General features: G+C 69.1%; 13 protein-coding genes, 1 tRNA gene and 1 other RNA gene. 9 read left to right on the forward strand and 6 right to left on the reverse strand.

Features of this window, described 5'->3' with window-relative positions:
• Genes KQ304_RS01540 through selD form a run of 3 tightly spaced genes read left to right on the forward strand, consistent with a single transcriptional unit; the run spans position 1 to position 5,292 of the window.
• Positions 1 to 2,136: a transglutaminase family protein gene (locus KQ304_RS01540; RefSeq protein ID WP_259735367.1), complete on the forward strand. Its 2,136-nt coding sequence runs from the start codon at positions 1 to 3 to the stop codon at positions 2,134 to 2,136.
• Positions 2,133 to 3,173 carry a UDP-glucose 4-epimerase GalE gene (gene galE, locus KQ304_RS01545; protein WP_259735368.1) on the forward strand — a complete coding sequence of 347 codons (1,041 nt, stop codon included), beginning with the start codon at positions 2,133 to 2,135 and terminating at the stop codon, positions 3,171 to 3,173. Before KQ304_RS01540 ends, galE begins: the two co-directional genes overlap by 4 nt.
• Positions 3,154 to 5,292 carry a selenide, water dikinase SelD gene (gene selD / locus KQ304_RS01550; RefSeq protein ID WP_259735369.1) on the forward strand — a complete coding sequence of 713 codons (2,139 nt, stop codon included), beginning with the start codon at positions 3,154 to 3,156 and terminating at the stop codon, positions 5,290 to 5,292. The genes galE and selD overlap by 20 nt, the downstream gene beginning before the upstream one ends.
• Here selD and KQ304_RS01555 read toward each other — a convergent pair.
• Positions 5,256 to 6,740, reverse strand: a complete 1,485-nt coding sequence (locus KQ304_RS01555; protein ID WP_259735370.1) for a mannose-1-phosphate guanylyltransferase/mannose-6-phosphate isomerase — start codon at positions 6,738 to 6,740, stop codon at positions 5,256 to 5,258. The two genes, selD and KQ304_RS01555, sit on opposite strands and share 37 nt — an antisense overlap.
• 81 nt (positions 6,741 to 6,821) lie before the next feature.
• A complete protein-coding gene (gene rimM / locus KQ304_RS01560; protein ID WP_259735371.1) occupies positions 6,822 to 7,370 on the reverse strand; it encodes a ribosome maturation factor RimM in 549 nt (182 codons plus the stop codon).
• Between the two features lie 116 nt (positions 7,371 to 7,486).
• Between rimM and KQ304_RS01565 the strand changes: the two genes are divergently transcribed.
• Positions 7,487 to 7,690 carry an NAD(P)H dehydrogenase subunit NdhS gene (locus KQ304_RS01565; RefSeq protein WP_255111489.1) on the forward strand — a complete coding sequence of 68 codons (204 nt, stop codon included), beginning with the start codon at positions 7,487 to 7,489 and terminating at the stop codon, positions 7,688 to 7,690.
• On the opposite strand, the gene rnc is transcribed toward KQ304_RS01565, so the two are convergent.
• Both rnc and rnpB read right to left on the reverse strand, forming a co-directional pair.
• Positions 7,656 to 8,384 (reverse strand): ribonuclease III, encoded by a 729-nt coding sequence (rnc, locus tag KQ304_RS01570; RefSeq protein ID WP_259735441.1) that lies wholly within the window; start codon positions 8,382 to 8,384, stop codon positions 7,656 to 7,658. The genes KQ304_RS01565 and rnc overlap by 35 nt on opposite strands.
• Positions 8,385 to 8,436: 52 nt before the next feature.
• An RNA gene (rnpB, locus tag KQ304_RS01575) (RNase P RNA component class A) lies at positions 8,437 to 8,845 on the reverse strand.
• 50 nt (positions 8,846 to 8,895) lie between these two features.
• Between rnpB and KQ304_RS01580 the strand changes: the two genes are divergently transcribed.
• The 3 genes from KQ304_RS01580 (at position 8,896) to KQ304_RS01590 (ending at position 9,950) form a co-directional block, all read left to right on the forward strand.
• A tRNA-Arg gene (locus KQ304_RS01580) sits at positions 8,896 to 8,969 on the forward strand.
• Positions 8,970 to 9,055: 86 nt separating this feature from the next.
• Positions 9,056 to 9,403: a hypothetical protein gene (locus KQ304_RS01585; RefSeq protein WP_197161259.1), complete on the forward strand. Its 348-nt coding sequence runs from the start codon at positions 9,056 to 9,058 to the stop codon at positions 9,401 to 9,403.
• 73 nt (positions 9,404 to 9,476) lie between these two features.
• Positions 9,477 to 9,950, forward strand: coding sequence for a hypothetical protein (locus KQ304_RS01590; RefSeq protein WP_259735372.1), 474 nt, complete (start codon positions 9,477 to 9,479; stop codon positions 9,948 to 9,950).
• Positions 9,951 to 9,965: 15 nt separating this feature from the next.
• On the opposite strand, the gene KQ304_RS01595 is transcribed toward KQ304_RS01590, so the two are convergent.
• On the reverse strand, positions 9,966 to 12,488 hold the full coding sequence (locus KQ304_RS01595) for a glycogen/starch/alpha-glucan phosphorylase (protein ID WP_259735373.1): 2,523 nt from the start codon (positions 12,486 to 12,488) through the stop codon (positions 9,966 to 9,968).
• Between the two features lie 275 nt (positions 12,489 to 12,763).
• Here KQ304_RS01595 and KQ304_RS01600 point away from each other — a divergent pair, with 275 nt between their 5' ends.
• Positions 12,764 to 14,104, forward strand: coding sequence for a cation:proton antiporter (locus KQ304_RS01600; RefSeq protein ID WP_259735374.1), 1,341 nt, complete (start codon positions 12,764 to 12,766; stop codon positions 14,102 to 14,104).
• Positions 14,105 to 14,110: 6 nt separating this feature from the next.
• On the opposite strand, the gene KQ304_RS01605 is transcribed toward KQ304_RS01600, so the two are convergent.
• A complete protein-coding gene (locus KQ304_RS01605) occupies positions 14,111 to 14,413 on the reverse strand; it encodes a hypothetical protein (protein ID WP_259735375.1) in 303 nt (100 codons plus the stop codon).
• A gap of 53 nt (positions 14,414 to 14,466) precedes the next feature.
• On the opposite strand from KQ304_RS01605, the gene KQ304_RS01610 reads away from it, so the two are divergent.
• The gene (locus KQ304_RS01610; protein ID WP_399228102.1) at positions 14,467 to 15,348 is read left to right on the forward strand and encodes an alpha/beta fold hydrolase; all 882 of its coding nucleotides are present in this window, start codon (positions 14,467 to 14,469) and stop codon (positions 15,346 to 15,348) included.
• The last annotated feature ends 4 nt before the right edge of the window (positions 15,349 to 15,352 follow it).

Genomic DNA, 15,352 nt, shown 5'->3' on the forward strand with positions numbered 1-15,352 from the left:
ATGCTGGTCACTGAGCCGATCCGGCCCGCTTCCGTGCAACCCGGCTGGATGGCCGTCACCGCCGCAGAGGCGGAGAGGCGGCTGGTTGCCAAGGGCATCCAGCTCACCCTCGGCGGTGAGCCCACGGTGGTGCCGATCGACCCCGAGGGGGCCGAGTGGTCGGTGGCGGCCGACGGTCCCACCAAGCTGCGCTACGCGCGCCGACTGGCCGCCGAACTGCAGCGGCGGGTCTGGCCCGGCAGCACCTTGATGTACTGCCCGGGCAAGCGCTACGACGGCGAGGTCAACCCCCGCTGGGCGCTGCGGCTGATCACGGGCCTCGATGGCACTCCCCTGGTGCCCTGGCCCCAGCAGGCGCCAGCCACATCCCCGGCGGATCAGGCCGCTCCCTCTCCCCTGCCGGCCAAGCGGGCGGAGGATTTCCTCCATGGCATCGGCAAGGCCCTCGGCCATGAGGTGCACCCCTTGCGGCTCAAGGATCCCCTTGATCCCAGCTCCAAGATCTGGGCCGTCCCCCTCTCCCACAGCACCCCGACGGAGGACGAACCCGATCTGCCTGAGGGCTGGCAGGCCGCCCGCTGGCCCCTGGCCAAGCCCCTGCGCGAGCTGCTGCCCGCCAGTGGCCCGGCCGGGCTGCGGCTGCCCCTGCAGTACTTCCCCGAGGGGGTGCTGCGCCAGGTGCTGACCCTGGAAGTGAGCCCCCGCGGTTGGAACCTCTTCCTGCCGCCCCTGCCCCGGGAGCCGCTGGAGCAGCTGCTCCATCTGATTGCCGAAGCCAGTGCCGGCTGGAGCCAGCCTGAACTCAGCGGCGTGCTCCCCTCCGACCTTGATGGCCGCTGGCATGTGCTGGGCCTGACGGCTGATCCCGGCGTGCTGGAGGTGAATCTGCCGGTCTGTCACGGCTGGGCCGACTACAACTTCTGGATCCGCACCCTCGCCGAGGCCTCGGAAGCGGTGGGGCTGCGCAGTTGGAAGCAGGTGGGGGAGCGCCAGGAGGGCACAGGCGGTGGCAATCACCTGCTCTGGGGAGGCCCCAGCCTCGAGACCAATCCCTTCTTCTCACGGCCGGCCTGGCTGGTGGCGATCCTGCGCTTCTGGCAGCGGCATCCCAGCCTCTCCTACCTGTTCGGCAACAGTTCCGTCGGGCCGGCCTCCCAGGCCCCCCGCCTCGACGAAGGCAGCGCCAGTGCCCTGGATCTGCTGCTGGCCCACCGGGCGATCGAATCCCTGCCCGAGGGGGACCAGCGCATCTTGATCAGCGAAACCCTGCGCCACCTCCATGCCGACCGCAGCGGCAACACCCACCGCAGCGAGATCAGCTTCGACAAGTTCTGGAACCCCGCCTGGGCGGCCGGCTGCCAGGGACTGATCGAGTTCCGGGCGATCGAAACCCTGCCGGATCCCGACTGGACCGCTGCCATCGCCCTGCTCTGGAGCGCCCTGGCCGCCCACCTGCTCGATCCGGCCCACCGTCCCACCCGGCTCGAGCCCTTCGGGGAGCGGCTTCACGATGCGATGCAGCTGCCCCAGGCCATCTGGTCCAACCTTCAGGTGGTGCTGGATCTGCTGGCCCGCGATGGGCTGGTGCTGGAGCCAGAGCCCTACCGCGCGATCTGGGAGTGGCGCTTCCCCCTGCTGCTGAGCTGGGAGCAGGGCGAGGCCCGGCTGGAGATCCGCCGCGCGCTGGAGCCCTGGCCCCTGCTCTGTGACACCCCTGTGCAGGGGGGCAACACCAGCCGCTTTGTCGACAGTTCCCTGCAGCGCCTGGAGCTGACGGCCAACCCGGCCTTTCTCCAGACCTGTGCGCTGCGTTTGAACGGCCGGGAGCTGCCCCTGGGCGACGGCTGGCTCGGCCTGCGCTATCGCCACAGCCGCCTTTATCCCTCCCTGCATCCCTGCATCGATCCCCACCTGCCGCTGCGGCTGGAGATCAACGGCCCGGCGGCGGCGGTCCGCTTTGAGCTGGGAGCCGAGGGCTCCGATCGGATCGCTTTCGAACCTGTCGACCTGGCCCAGGAGGGCGACGCGGTCGCGGAGGGCGACGCCCCGGAGCCCAACCATGACTGGACTCCCAATGCCGAACCATGGCCCGCCCCGGCAGACGGTCTGCGCACCCTTGATCTGAGGCTGGGATGAGCCAGCTGCTGATCACCGGCGGTGCTGGCTTCATCGGCAGCCACACCTGCCTGGTGCTGCTGGAGGCGGGCCACCGGCTGGTGGTGCTCGACGACTTCTCCAACAGTTCTCCTGAAGCCCTGCGGCGTGTCCAGGAGCTGGCCGGCCCTCTGGCCGGCCCACGGTTGCAGCTGATCGAAGGGGATCTGCGCAGCCCCGCGGATCTGGCGCAGGCCTTCGCGGCGGCTCCGATCGAGGCCGTGGTCCATTTCGCCGGCCTCAAGGCCGTGGGCGAATCGGTGGCCGACCCCCTGCGCTACTGGGACGTCAACCTGAGCGGCAGCCGCGCCCTGCTGGCGGCCATGGTCCAGGTCGGCTGCCGCACGATCGTCTTCAGCAGCAGCGCCACCCTCTACGGCTCCCCGGAGTCGGTGCCGATCGCCGAAACCGCCCGGGTCGCTCCGGTGAATCCCTACGGGTACTCCAAGGCGGCGGTGGAGCAGATGCTGGCGGATGTCTGCGCCAGTGAGCCGGGCTGGCGGGTGGCGCGCTTGCGCTATTTCAACCCGGTCGGTGCCCACCCCAGCGGCCGCATCGGCGAGGACCCGGGCGGCATTCCCAACAACCTCTTCCCCTTCCTGAGTCAGGTGGCGGTGGGGCGGCGGCCGTCGCTGCAGGTGTTCGGCTCCGACTGGCCCACCGCCGATGGCACCGGTGTGCGCGATTACATCCACGTGATGGACCTGGCCGACGGCCACAGGGCGGCCCTGGAGGTGCTGATGGCCGAGCCGCCCCAGCTGCTCACCCTCAACCTGGGCAGCGGTCGGGGCCAGTCGGTGCTGGAGGTGGTGGCGGCCTTCGAGCGGGCCTGCGGCTCCCCCGTTCCTTACGACCTCGTTCCGCGCCGGCCCGGGGATGTGGCGGCCACGGTGGCGGATCCGTCATTGGCGGAGCGGCGCCTGGCCTGGCGCACCCAGCGCGACCTCGAGGCCATCTGCCGCGATGGCTGGGCCTGGCAGAGTGCCAATCCCCAGGGCTATGGGCCGCGTGGGGACTGACGACACCCCCGACCTCCAGCAGCACCTGATCCTGGCCGGGGGTGGTCACAGCCATGCCTTGCTGCTGCGCCGCTGGGCGATGGAGGGTCCGCCCCCGGGGGTACTGATCACCCTGGTGAGCCGCGCCAGCACTGCACTCTACAGCGGCATGGTGCCGGGTCTGATCGCCGGGCTCTACAGCCGCCGCGAGGCCGCCATCGACCTGCGCCGCCTCTGCGACCGCGCTGGGGTGAGCTTTGTGCTGGCCGAGATCACCGGCCTCGATCTGGCCGGGCGTGAGTTGCAGCTGGCTGGCCGCCCCCCCCTGCGCTGGGATCGGCTCAGCCTCGATGTGGGGGCGATCACCCCAGGCAGCGGCGGGATGGCGATCAAGCCGCTGGAGCGCTTTCTGGCCTGGTGGGAGCTGCTGGTGACCGGCGGCGGCCCCTGCCGGGTGCTGGGCGGCGGCGCGGCTGGGGTGGAGGTGGCTCTGGCCCTGAAGGCCCGGGGCCTGGGGGTGGAGCTGCTGCGGCGCGACGACAGCCTTGCCCTGGGCTCGGCCGCGGCCAACCGGGCCGGCGAGCGGATGCTGGCGGCGGCGGGTGTTCCCCTCAAGAGCCCGGACCCCGGCACTGGCACCGCCACCGCTGCGCTGGCGGCTGAATCGGGGCCGCTGCTGCGCTGCACGGGCAGCCGGGCTCCGCTCTGGCTGGCGGCCAGCGGTCTGCCCTGTGACCCGGCCACGGGCCGTGTCTTCACCGAGGCCAGCCTGGAGGTGGAGGGCCATCCCGGCCTGTTCGCCTGCGGCGACTGTGGTCTGGTGCGCTCGGTGCCGCGCCCCCCCAGCGGGGTGTGGGCGGTGCGGGTGGCTCCGCTGCTGGCCGCCAATCTGCGCCGCGGCCTTCGCTCCGAACCGCTGCGCCGTTGGCAGCCCCCCCGCTGGGCCCTGCAACTGCTGGGGGATGGCGGTGCCGTCGATGGCCGGCCGCGGGCTCTGGCCCAGTGGGGGCCGTTCTGCCTGGGGCCCTCCCGCTGGCTGTGGTGGTGCAAGGCCTGGATCGACCGCCGCTTCATCAGCCGCTTCCAGGCCCTGGCGCCCATGGCCGGCGAGAGCCCCTGCCGGGGCTGCGCCGCCAAACTGGGTGCCGCTCCCCTGCGCGGGGCCCTGGGGCGGCTGGGTCTGAGCGGGGCTGATGACGCCGCCGTGCTCGCCGCTGCCCCCGGGGAGGGCCTGGTGCTGCAGAGCCTCGATGGCTTTCCCGCCCTGGTGAGCGACGACTGGCTGAACGGCCGGCTCACCGCCCTGCATGCCTGCTCCGATCTCTGGGCCTGTGGCGCCCGGGTGGAGAGCGTTCAGGCCCTGGTGACCCTGCCGCGGGGCACCGATGCGCTGCAGGAGGAGTGGTTGCTGCAGACCCTGGCCGGGGTGCGCTCCGTGCTCGATCCCCTCGATGCTCAGCTGGTGGGGGGGCACACCCTGGAGCAGCGCAGCAGCGCCGAGGGTCTCAGCCTGGCCCTGAGCGTGACCGGCCGCTGCGGGCCGGGCCGCTTCTGGGCCAAGGGCGACCTCACCGTCGGTGATCGCCTGCTGATCAGCCGCCCGATCGGCAGCGGCGTGCTCTTCGCGGGCGCGATGGCCGCGGCGGCTGAGCCGGAGTGGATCGATGGGGCCCTGGAGGTGATGGCCCAGAGCCAGCAGCCGCTGGTGGAGCTGCTGGCGGCCCATGGCTGCCACGCCTGCACCGATGTGACCGGCTTCGGGCTGCTGGGTCACCTCGGCGAGATGCTGCGGGCAGCGCCCCAGCTCCTGCGGGTGGAGCTGAAGCTGGGGGCACTGCCCGTGTTCCCGGGGGCGTTGGAGCTGCTGGAGCGGGGGTTCGCCAGCAGCCTGGCGCCGGCCAATCGCAGCGCCTGGCTGGAGCTGGAGAGCGGCAGGGTTCAGGCCGAGCCCCTCACGGCCCCCCTGCGGGAGCTGCTGGTCGACCCCCAGACCTGCGGCCCACTGCTGGCGTCATTGCCGGCGGCGGCGGCTGAGGCGGCCCTGGTGGCGGTGCGGGCTGCCGGATTCCCCCGGGCCGAGCTGATCGGCACGGTGCTGAGCCCTCAGCGAACCGGCAGGCCCACATCCGTGCGCCCGTAGCGGTCCTCGAAGCGGACGATGTCGTCTTCGCCCAGATAAGGCCCGCTCTGCACCTCGATCATCTCCACGGGAATCTTGCCGGGATTGCTGAGCCGGTGTTTGGCGCCCAGCGGGATGTAGGTGCTCTGGTTCTCGCCCACCAGCTCCTCGACGCCGTCCTTCTCCACCACGGCCGTGCCCTGCACCACCACCCAGTGCTCGGCCCGGTGGTGGTGCATCTGCAGCGAGAGGCTGGCGCCGGGATTGACCATGATCTTCTTGACCTGCCAGCGGCGGCCCTCGACGATGCCGTCGTAGGAGCCCCAGGGGCGGTAGATGCGCCGGTGGGCCTTGCCCTCGGGGCTGCCGCTGGCGGCGAGCCGGTTCACGATCGTCTTGACCTCCTGGGCGCGGTCGCGGTGGGCCACCAGCACGGCGTCGTCGGTTTCGACCACCACCAGATCCTCCACCCCCAGGCCCACCACCAGCCGGTGCTCGCTGCGCAGATAGCAGTTGCGGGAGCCTTCGCTGATCACCCGTCCGCGCAGCACATTGCCGTCGCCATCGCGGGCGCCGGTTTCCCAGAGGGCACTCCAGCTGCCCACATCGCTCCAGCCCGCCTCCAGGGGCAGCACGGCCCCCAGGCCCGTGCGCTCCATCACCGCCACATCGATCGCCACGCTCGGGCAGTTGGCAAAGGATTCCCGCTCCAGGCGCAGGAAATCGAGGTCGGCGCTGTCGTGGTCGATGGCGGCGCGGCAGCAGCTCACCACCTCAGGCGCCAGCCGCTCCAGCTCGGCGAGGATGGCGCTGGCGCGGAACAGGAACATGCCGCTGTTCCAGGTGAAGCGGCCGCTGGCCAGAAAGCCCTCCGCCGTGGCCGTGTCGGGTTTCTCCACGAAGCGGGCGATCGGGGTGGGGGCCGGGATCGCCCGTTCCTCCAGCCCAGGGGCGCTCTGGGGCAGGGGTTCCACGGCCTCGATGTAGCCGTAGCCGGTTTCCGGGGCGGTGGGCACGATGCCGAAGGTCACCAGCAGACCGCCCTCGGCGGCGGCGCGGCCCGCCTCAACGGTGGCGCGAAAGCGGGCGCCGTCGCTGATGACGTGATCGGCGGCCAGCACCAGCAGCAGGGGATCCTCCCCCCGGCTGGTGGCGTGCAGGGCCGCCACGGCAATGGCTGGGGCGGTGTTGCGCCCGAGGGGTTCCAGCAGGATTGCGCCGGGTTCCACCTCGATCTGGCGCATCTGCTCGGCCACGATGAAGCGGTGGTCCTCATTGCAGATCAGCAGGGGAGCCCCCAGCTGGTTGAGCCCCTTGAGCCGCAACTGGGTCTGCTGCAGCAGGGTTTCCTCGCCGCTGCCGCCCAGGGGCCAGTACTGCTTGGGGTAACTGGCACGGGAGAGGGGCCAGAGGCGGGTGCCGGTGCCGCCGCAGAGGATCACGGGCACGAGGGAGGCCGCTGGGCTCATCGTCGGATCGTTCCTGGGTGGGGTCACTGCCGGCCCGAATCCTATGGGGAACTTCCGGAAGCGCCAGCTCAAGCCCCAGCGTCAGCTGTCGAGCAGACCCGGCGGCGGTGTGATCTCCAGCCAGCCTCCGGCGATGTCCACCCGCGGCACGATCGCCTCCACAAAGGGAATCAGCGTCCGGCGGGTGGGCTCACCGCACAGCTCCACCTCCAGCAGGTCGTTGCCGGCATGGATCAGATCCACCACCGTGCCGATCACCTCGCCATGGGGTGCCAGGCGCACCTGCAGTCCCTGCAGATCGAGCAGGTGGAACTCCCCCTCCTGCAGCCGGGGCCGATCGCCCGCTTCCACCAGCAACTCCTGATGCACCAGCGCTTCGGCCTCTTCCCGCGTGCCGACCCCCTCCAGCCTGACCACGAACAGCTCCCGGCCGGGTAACTGACGGCCCGAGACCAGGCGCACGGCCCGCGCGGCCTCCTGGCCCCGTCGCAGCCAGCGCTGACCCGGCCGGGTGAAGCGTTCCGGGAAATCGGTGCGGGGCAGCACCCTCAGCTCGCCCTGCAGCCCCTGGGCCGCCACCACCTTGCCCACCACCAGCCACGCCTCCGCCGCGTCCGCTTCGCTCAGCATCTGTTTCCCATCGACTGAGCCGTCGCGCACCTGCGCCCCATCCTGCCGATCCACTCGCTACCGACCAACTGGCTGCCGATCGGCTCGATAATGGAGGCACCTTCTGCGCTACTGCCATGGCCGCGGCTGATTCCTCCCCAGCAGATGCAGCGCCGGTGCTGCCCGGCACCACCGTGGTGGTCCGCGATGGGCGCTCGATCTACAACGGCTACCGCGGCTTCGTGCAACGCATCAGCGGCAGCCAGGCGGCGGTGCTGTTTGAAGGCGGCAACTGGGACAAGCTGGTCACGATGCCTCTGAAGACCCTGGAAGCGGGCTGATCGCCTCTCGCTGCTCCAGGGCCGAGCGGGCCGCCTGCTGCTCAGCATCGCGGCGGGAGCCCCCCCAGCCTTCTCCCACCGGCCTGTCCTGCAGATCCACCCAGCAGTGGAAGCGGCGCGGGTCGCCGTGGCGGCGGCTGCGCTCCTCGCTGCGGTAGTGGGGCAGGCCGAGCCCTTGCCCCTGGCTCCATTCCTGCAGACCCGTCTTCCAGTTGTGGCGATAGGGATCGGCCAGCAGTTCCCTGGCGCTGCGCTGCCAGTGGGGGGTGAGCCAGCGGTGCACCGGATCCAGGCTGCCGGTGGCCTCGTAGAGCCCGCCGATCAGGGCCTCGCAGATCTCGGCGCGGATGGTCTGCCGCGCCGCCCGGTCCCCTGCCGCCACCGGGCCCAGGTGCAGGATCGCCTCGATTCCGCAGCGCTCCCCCAGCTCCGCCAGCCAGCGGTCGCTCACCAGCTGGGCCCGCAGGGCGGAGCGCTGGCCCACGTCCATGGCCCTGTGATGACGCTCGAGATACTCCGCCGCCGCCAGGCGCAGCACGGCATCGCCGAGAAACTCCAGGCGCTCGTGGTTGAGCGGTCGGCCGGCGGAACTGTGGGTGAGGGCCTCCTCGATCGGATCGAGGTCGGGCCCGAGCCCCGTGAGCCCGAGGCTGGCCAGGAACTCCACCAGGCGGCGGCGGCGCTCATCGCTCAGGGGCACGGGGGCTTCGCGGACGGCCGTGGGCCTCTGTGGGCAGACCCGAAGGGGTGAAAGCAGGACATAAGCCGGGTTCTGTTCCAGCCCGCCGAGGCGGACCGGGGTGGGCATCTGTCTGGGACCGCCGTTACCGACGGCCTCGAGCGGCGCACTTGTGTCGGGACGGGTGTCATGGCCAACCGTTGTCCCTGGGCCTTGCTCCCAGCCGGGGTTTACCGAGCCAGCACCTCTCGATGCTGCTGGTGCGCTCTTACCGCACCCTTGCACCCTTGCCTGTGCGCCGGGCGAACCCGAGGCCATCGGCGGTGTGTTTCTGTGGCACTGTCCTCACGGTCACCCGCACTGGGCGTTACCCAGCAAGCCTGGCCATTGGGGAGCCCGGACTTTCCTCAACCGAAGCCGGAGCCACCAGCCGAAACCGGCGTCACCCCTTCGATCGCGACCACCTCGCCTGCTTTCGAGATCAACTTTAGGCCGGGTGGGGATCAGGACGGATAATGGGCCCGTTGGGGCTGTAGCTCAGCCGGATAGAGCGACGGTTTCCTAAACCGTAGGTCGTGGGTTCGAGTCCCGCCAGCCCCGTCTGCCCACGTGGTAGGGAACGCTACCGGTGGTGGCCTTCCCAAACAGTGCTCCCTGGCTAGCGTGGGCGCGGCCGTGAACCCTGAATGAACGAGCTTCACGATCTCCGTCTGCGCTTGCTGGTTCAGCAGGAGGGTGAACGGATCGCCCGCAGTCAGCCCGATGAGCTCGACCTCTCCGTCGTGCAGGCCCGCTGCCTCTGCTGGCTGGCCCTCCTGGCCGAAGTGCATCAGGAGCAGTCGGTCGAGGCGGAGCAACGGGGCGACATGGAGCAGGCGATGGGCTGGTTCGCCGACTCGATGCGCCTGCGCGATGTGATCCAGCTGGTGAGCTCGATCGAAATCCCGCTGCCCAGCATCCAGGAGGACGGCGACGACAGCGACGATGACGACGACCAGCTGGACCTGCTCGGCCCCTTCGATCGTCTGGTCTGAGCCAGCAGGAGCTCTGGGCGGCGACCTTGAACATCCAATGCCATGATGGGCGTTAAGGAACCAAGGGAGCGCGGTGCCCGAAGAGCCCTGCCAATGCCCTGACTGCCAGCGGTTTTATCGGGAACACGACCGATTGATCCGCGAGAACCCCACACTGCGGCAGCAGCAGGAACTGAACTGGGCGGCTCTGCAGTCGTTCCGCACCCTGGCCGGCCGGGTGCTCGAAGAGCTGCAAAAGTCCCAGAGCGACAGTGACGCTGAGGCCGTCGCCCCTCCAGCCGCCGCCGCAGCTTCTGCAGGCGAGCTGAGCTCCCCCGAGGAGGAGAGCCAGCAACAGGCGATCGCTGATCTGGAGAACATCAATGCTCACCTGTTCTCGATTGAAGCGCTGATGGAGCGCATCTTCGATGTGCGCGTGCCTGAGGACGTGGAGCAGAAATTCCGGGAGGTGGCCGGGGAACTGGCCCCCGACCCCCTCAATGCCGATCGCCTGCGCCTGAACCGGCTGCTGCACCAGACCCCCGACCTGCCGGACCACAGGCCCTGAGGTCTGGCAGGTCCCTCAGTCGATCTCGCAGCTGATCGTCACCGGGAACGGCTCCGCCCGCCAGATGCGCTCGGCGTACTCACGGATGGAGCGGTCGCTGCTGAAGAAACCGGTGCGTGCTGTGTTCAGCAGGGACATCCGGTTCCAGGTGGTGCGATCGCCCCAGGTGGCGCTGACCGCGTCCTGGGCGCGCATGTACTCGCTGAAATCAGCCAGCACGTAGTAGGGATCCCGGCCGGTGAGGTTGGCCAGCAGGGGCTTGAACAGCTCCGTGTCGCCATTGCTGAAGTGACCCTGCTCCACCAGCTGCAGCGCCTCCGGCAGCTCCGGGATGGAGTTGATCAGCTCCCAGGGGCGGTATCCACCAGCGCGCAGGGCCTCGATGCCGTCGGTGGTGTGGCCGAACAGGAAGAAGTTCTCAGCACCCACCTGCTCGCGGATCTCCACGTTGGCGCCATCGAGGGTGCCGATCGTGAGTGCTCCGTTCATGGCGAATTTCATGTTGCCGGTGCCGGAGGCCTCCAGGCCGGCGGTGGAGATCTGCTCAGAGAGGTCGGAAGCGGGGTAGACCCGCTGCCCCAGGCTGACGTTGTAATCGGGCAGGAACACCACCCGCAGCCGGCCGTCCATGTCGGGGTCGGCGTTGACCGTTTCAGCGATGCCGTTGATAAAACGAATAATAAGTTTGGCCATGTAGTAGCCCGGCGCCGCCTTGCCGCCGAAGATCACCGTGCGCGGAGCGAGATGGTCGCCGAGGCCGTTCTTGATGCGCAGGTACTGGGCGATCACCTGCAGGGCATTCAGGTGCTGGCGCTTGTATTCGTGGATCCGCTTCACCTGCACGTCGAAGAGCGAGGAGGGATCCACCAGCAGGCCGCTCTGGCGATGGATGTACTGGGAGAGCTGACGCTTCACCGCCAGCTTGGTCTGGCCCCAGCGCTCCAGGAAGCCGGCATCGTTCTGAAAGGCCTCCAGCTTGCGCAGGTCGTCGAGGTTGCGGACCCAGTCCTGGCCGATCACCTCATCGAGCAGCTGTCGCAGCATCGGGTTGGCCAGGGCGATCCAGCGCCTCGGGGTGACGCCGTTGGTGACGTTGGTGAACTTTTCGGGCCAGAGCGAGGCGAATTCAGGAAACAGCTGCGTGCGCACCAGTTCGCTGTGCAGGGCCGCCACGCCGTTGACGTGGTGGGAGGCCACGGTGGCCAGGTGGGCCATCCGCACCGCCTTGCCGTCGTTCTCATCGATGATCGACACCCGCCGCAGCATCGTGTCGTTGCCCGGATGCTTCAGCCGCACCGTCTGCAGGAAGCGGCGGTTGATCTCGAAGATCAGCTCCAGGTGCCGCGGCAGGAGCGAGCCGAACAGATCCAGGCCCCATTTCTCCAGGGCCTCGGGCAGGAGGGTGTGGTTGGTGTAAGCCAGTGAACGGGTGGTGATGTCCCAGGCGGCATCCCAGCTCAGGTGCTTGTGATCGATCAGCAGCCGCATCAGCTCGGCCACAGCGATGGCCGGATGGGTGTCGTTCAGCTGCACCGACCAGTGCTCCGGAAAGTCGGTGATCGGCAGGTCCCGCAGCTCCAGGCTGCGCAGCATGTCCTGGAGGGAGCAGCTCACGAAGAAGTGCTGCTGCTTGAGGCGCAGGCGCCGGCCCTCATCGGTGCCGTCATTGGGGTAGAGCACCTTGGAGAGGGTTTCAGAGCCCACCTTTTCTTCCACGGCGCCGTAGTAGTCGCCGATGTTGAAGGAATAAAAATCGAAGCTCTCGGAGGCCTCCGCCTGCCAGAGCCGCAGGCGGTTGCAGGTGTTCACCCTGTAGCCCAGCACCGGCACGTCGTGGGGAACACCGATGGCGTGCTCGGAGGGGATCCAGCGCACCCGATACTCCCCCTCGCTGTCGCGGTAGCTCTCGGTGCGGCCGCCGAAGCCGACGAAGCAGGCCTGGTCGGGGTGGGGCAGCTCCCACGGCCAGCCGCTCTTGAGCCACTTATCGGTGATCTCCACCTGCCAGCCGTCGCGGATCAGCTGGTCGAAGATCCCGAACTCGTAGCGGATGCCGTAGCCGGTGGCGGGGATCTCCAGGCTCGAGAGCGACTCCAGATAGCAGGCCGCCAGGCGGCCAAGCCCCCCATTGCCCAGACCCGGCTCCTCCTCCACCTCGAGGATCTCTTCAAGGGAATCGATCCCGAAACGGCGCAGGGCCTCGGCGGCTTCGTCCTGGATGCCGAGCATCAGCAGGTTGTTGCCCAGCTGGGGACCGATCAGGAATTCAGCCGAGAGGTAAGACACCACGCGGGTGGGCGTGGCCGAGATGGCCTCGATCCCCGCCAGATAGCGGGTCATCAGCCGGTCACGCACCGCGTAGCTCAAGGCGACGTAGAGGTCGTGATGGCTGGCGGTGGGGGCGAGCTTGCCCAGTGTGTAAAAGAGGTGCTCGGTCATGCCGTCGAAGACGCCATCGGCCGTGAGGCCGTTGCGATCAGGGTCGGCAAAACAGCCCGGGGTGGGCAGCCTCAGCTGGCTGGGCGGAGCGTCGGTCATGGTCGCGGGGCGAGGAGAGGTGGAGCGGCGAAGCTGAACAGCGGCCGGCTGTGAGACGCGATGCCGTCCGGTCCGTGCATCTGATCAGTCTGGCCCAGCCACGTAGCGGGCGCTCCGCAGGCCGACCAGAGCGTTGGCCCTGCGCCGGGGTAGCCGCTTTCGGTGTGGATTCACTGATGGTGGTCAGAGATCAGTCTGGACGGATTCCAATTGCTGCCCCAGATCCCGTCTAACGTCGCGGCCAACTTCATCCAAGCGACGCGCCACCCGCCCGCATGACTTTCCCGACCCTGCTGCTTGAAATCGGCAACCACAATGTGGAGGTGGCCGAAACCCTGATCGGGGTCGGCCGCTTTCTGTTGATCTTCCTGGCTGCGCGAACCCTGGCTGAGCTGATGGTGCGCCTGCAGCTCCCCACCATCCTCGGCGAACTGGTGGCGGGGGTGCTGATCGGCCTCTCGGGCCTGCACCTGATTCTTCCCCCCGAAACCGGCGCGCAGCTGAGCACCTGGGTCACCTCCACCGTGGCCTCCCTCTCGTCACTGCCACCCAACGCGGTGGAGTCGATCTACATGGAGACCTTCCCCAATCTCCAGGCGGTGGCCACCCTCGGCCTGTTCGCCCTGCTGTTCCTCACCGGCCTCGAGAGTGAGCTCGATGAGCTGGTGGCGGTGGGAGCCCAGGCCACCACGGTGGCCATCACCGGCGTGGCGCTGCCCTTCGCCATGGGTACGTTCGGGCTGCTGTATTTCTTCCATGTGCCGCTGATCCCGGCGATCTTCGCTGGCGCGGCGATGACCGCCACCAGCATCGGCATCACCGCCAGCGTCTTCGGTGAGCTCAAATACCTCAAGACCCGCGAAGGCCAGACCGTCATCGGCGCCGCCGTGCTTGATGACATCCTCGGCATCGTCATCCTGGCCGTGGTGGTGGCCGTCGCCGGCGGCGGCGCCCTCGAGATCGGTCCGATCGTCAAGCTGCTGATCGCCGCGGCCCTGTTCGTGTCCCTCTCGCTGTTTCTCAGCCGCACCGCCGCCCCTGCCTTCGACTGGCTGCTGGATCGCCTCAAGGCCCCCGGTGAGGTGGTTGTCGCCTCCTTCGTGGTGCTCTGCCTCTGCTGCTTCGCCGCCCAGGCCATCGGCCTGGAGGCCGCCCTGGGGGCCTTCGCCGCCGGTCTGATCCTGAGCGGCTCCCGCCACACCTACGCGATTCAGGAAACGGTCAAGCCGCTGGTGTCGCTGTTCGCGACCATCTTCTTCGTCCTGATCGGCACCAGCATGGATCTCTCCGTGCTCAACCCGATGGATCCGGCCAACCGTCCGGGCCTGGTGATGGCCGCCTTCCTGCTGGTGGTGGCGATCATCGGCAAGGTGGCCTCCGGCTGGACCTACGTCAGCAAGGAAAAGACCAACCGCCTGGTGGTGGGTCTGGGGATGATGCCCCGCGGCGAAGTGGGCCTGATCTTCCTGGGCCTTGGCACCCAGGCTGGGCTGCTCACTCCGGCCTTGGAGGCGGCGATTCTGCTGATGGTGATCGGCACCACCTTCCTCTCGCCGATCCTGCTGCGGGTGGTGCTCAGTCGCGAGGAGAAGCTGCTGGCCGAGCAGATGGCCTGAGGGCCCTCAGCCTTCGTCGTTGCGGCTGGAGGAGGCCACTGCCCAGAACGCTCCAGCCAGCACCGCCATCAGCCCGAGGCTGGCGGCCCAGCTGGGGCTGAGGATCAGGCTCAGCATGAGCTGAGTGATCGCCCCCACCGCAAAGGCCAGCAGCACGCTGCTCGTCACCAGCACGATCTGACGCAACCCCTCTGAGAGCGCCCCCTCGCTGAGGGCCTCCTCCAGCCGGGCCAGCGGCACAGAGAGGGGCAGGTACAACGCCAGAGCCCAGAGGGCTGTTCCCGGCAGCAGGCTGGACACGTCGAGCACGGAGCGAAGCCCCCGAAGTGATCCCTAGCATCGACGACCAAGCCACACCTGCGTTGAACGGCCCCTGCTCTGAGCCCTGGATCCATGCAGGCCATGGAGTCCACGCCCTGGCCAGTCGACCATCGCAGCCCCAGGGCCCGGCCGTGCTGCTGGTGCATGGCTTCGGCGCCTCCACCGACCACTGGCGCTACAACATCCCTGCGCTGGGCGAGCGCCATGAGGTGCACGCCGTCGATCTGCTGGGCTTTGGCCGCAGTGCCAAGCCCGAGGGTCTGCCCTATGGCGGTGGTCTGTGGCGTGACCAGCTGGTGGCCTACGTGCGTGAGCGGATCGGCCGCCCCACGGTGCTGGTGGGCAATTCCCTCGGTGGTTTTGCGGCCCTGGCCGCCGGGGCCGCCCTGGGCGACGAGGCGGCCGGGGTGGTGCTGATCAATGCCGCCGGTCCCTTCAGCGACGAGCAGGCCGAACCCAGCGGCTGGGGCGCCATCACCAAGCGCACGATCGGTGCTGCCCTGTTGCGCAGTCCGGTGCTGCAACGGCTGTTGTTCGAGAATCTGCGCCGTCCGGCCACGATCCGGCGCACCCTCAATCAGGTCTACATCGATCGCACCAACGTGGATGAGGCGCTGGTGGAGGCGATCCGGCGGCCGTCGCTGGACCCCGGCGCCTTCGGGGTGTTCCGCACGGTGTTCGACATTCCCCGCGGCCAGCCCCTGGATGAACTCTTTGCCCAGCTCCAGGTGCCCCTGCTGCTGCTCTGGGGCATCCGCGACCCCTGGATCAACGCCGCCGGGCGCCGCGCTGCCTTCCAGCGCCATTCCCCAGCCGCCACCACGGAGGTGGTGCTCGACGCCGGCCACTGCCCCCACGATGAAGTGCCCGCCCAGGTGAACGCCGCCCTGCTGGAGTGGCTGGCAAGCCTGCCCGATGCCTGAGCCG

Origin of the sequence: Synechococcus sp. CS-1329, assembly GCF_025128055.1 — a bacterium.
GTDB lineage: Bacteria > Cyanobacteriota > Cyanobacteriia > PCC-6307 > Cyanobiaceae > Regnicoccus_A.

Excerpts from the sequence above, each read along its gene's own strand:
- KQ304_RS01540 (WP_259735367.1), top strand. The coding sequence starts at position 1 with ATGCTGGTCACTGAGCCGATCCGGCCCGCTTCCGTGCAACCCGGCTGG.
- galE (WP_259735368.1), top strand. The coding sequence starts at position 2,133 with ATGAGCCAGCTGCTGATCACCGGCGGTGCTGGCTTCATCGGCAGCCAC.
- selD (WP_259735369.1), top strand. The coding sequence starts at position 3,154 with ATGGGCCGCGTGGGGACTGACGACACCCCCGACCTCCAGCAGCACCTG.
- KQ304_RS01555 (WP_259735370.1), bottom strand. The coding sequence starts at position 6,740 with ATGAGCCCAGCGGCCTCCCTCGTGCCCGTGATCCTCTGCGGCGGCACC.
- rimM (WP_259735371.1), bottom strand. The coding sequence starts at position 7,370 with ATGCTGAGCGAAGCGGACGCGGCGGAGGCGTGGCTGGTGGTGGGCAAG.
- KQ304_RS01565 (WP_255111489.1), top strand. The coding sequence starts at position 7,487 with ATGGCCGCGGCTGATTCCTCCCCAGCAGATGCAGCGCCGGTGCTGCCC.
- KQ304_RS01585 (WP_197161259.1), top strand. The coding sequence starts at position 9,056 with ATGAACGAGCTTCACGATCTCCGTCTGCGCTTGCTGGTTCAGCAGGAG.
- KQ304_RS01595 (WP_259735373.1), bottom strand. The coding sequence starts at position 12,488 with ATGACCGACGCTCCGCCCAGCCAGCTGAGGCTGCCCACCCCGGGCTGT.
- KQ304_RS01600 (WP_259735374.1), top strand. The coding sequence starts at position 12,764 with ATGACTTTCCCGACCCTGCTGCTTGAAATCGGCAACCACAATGTGGAG.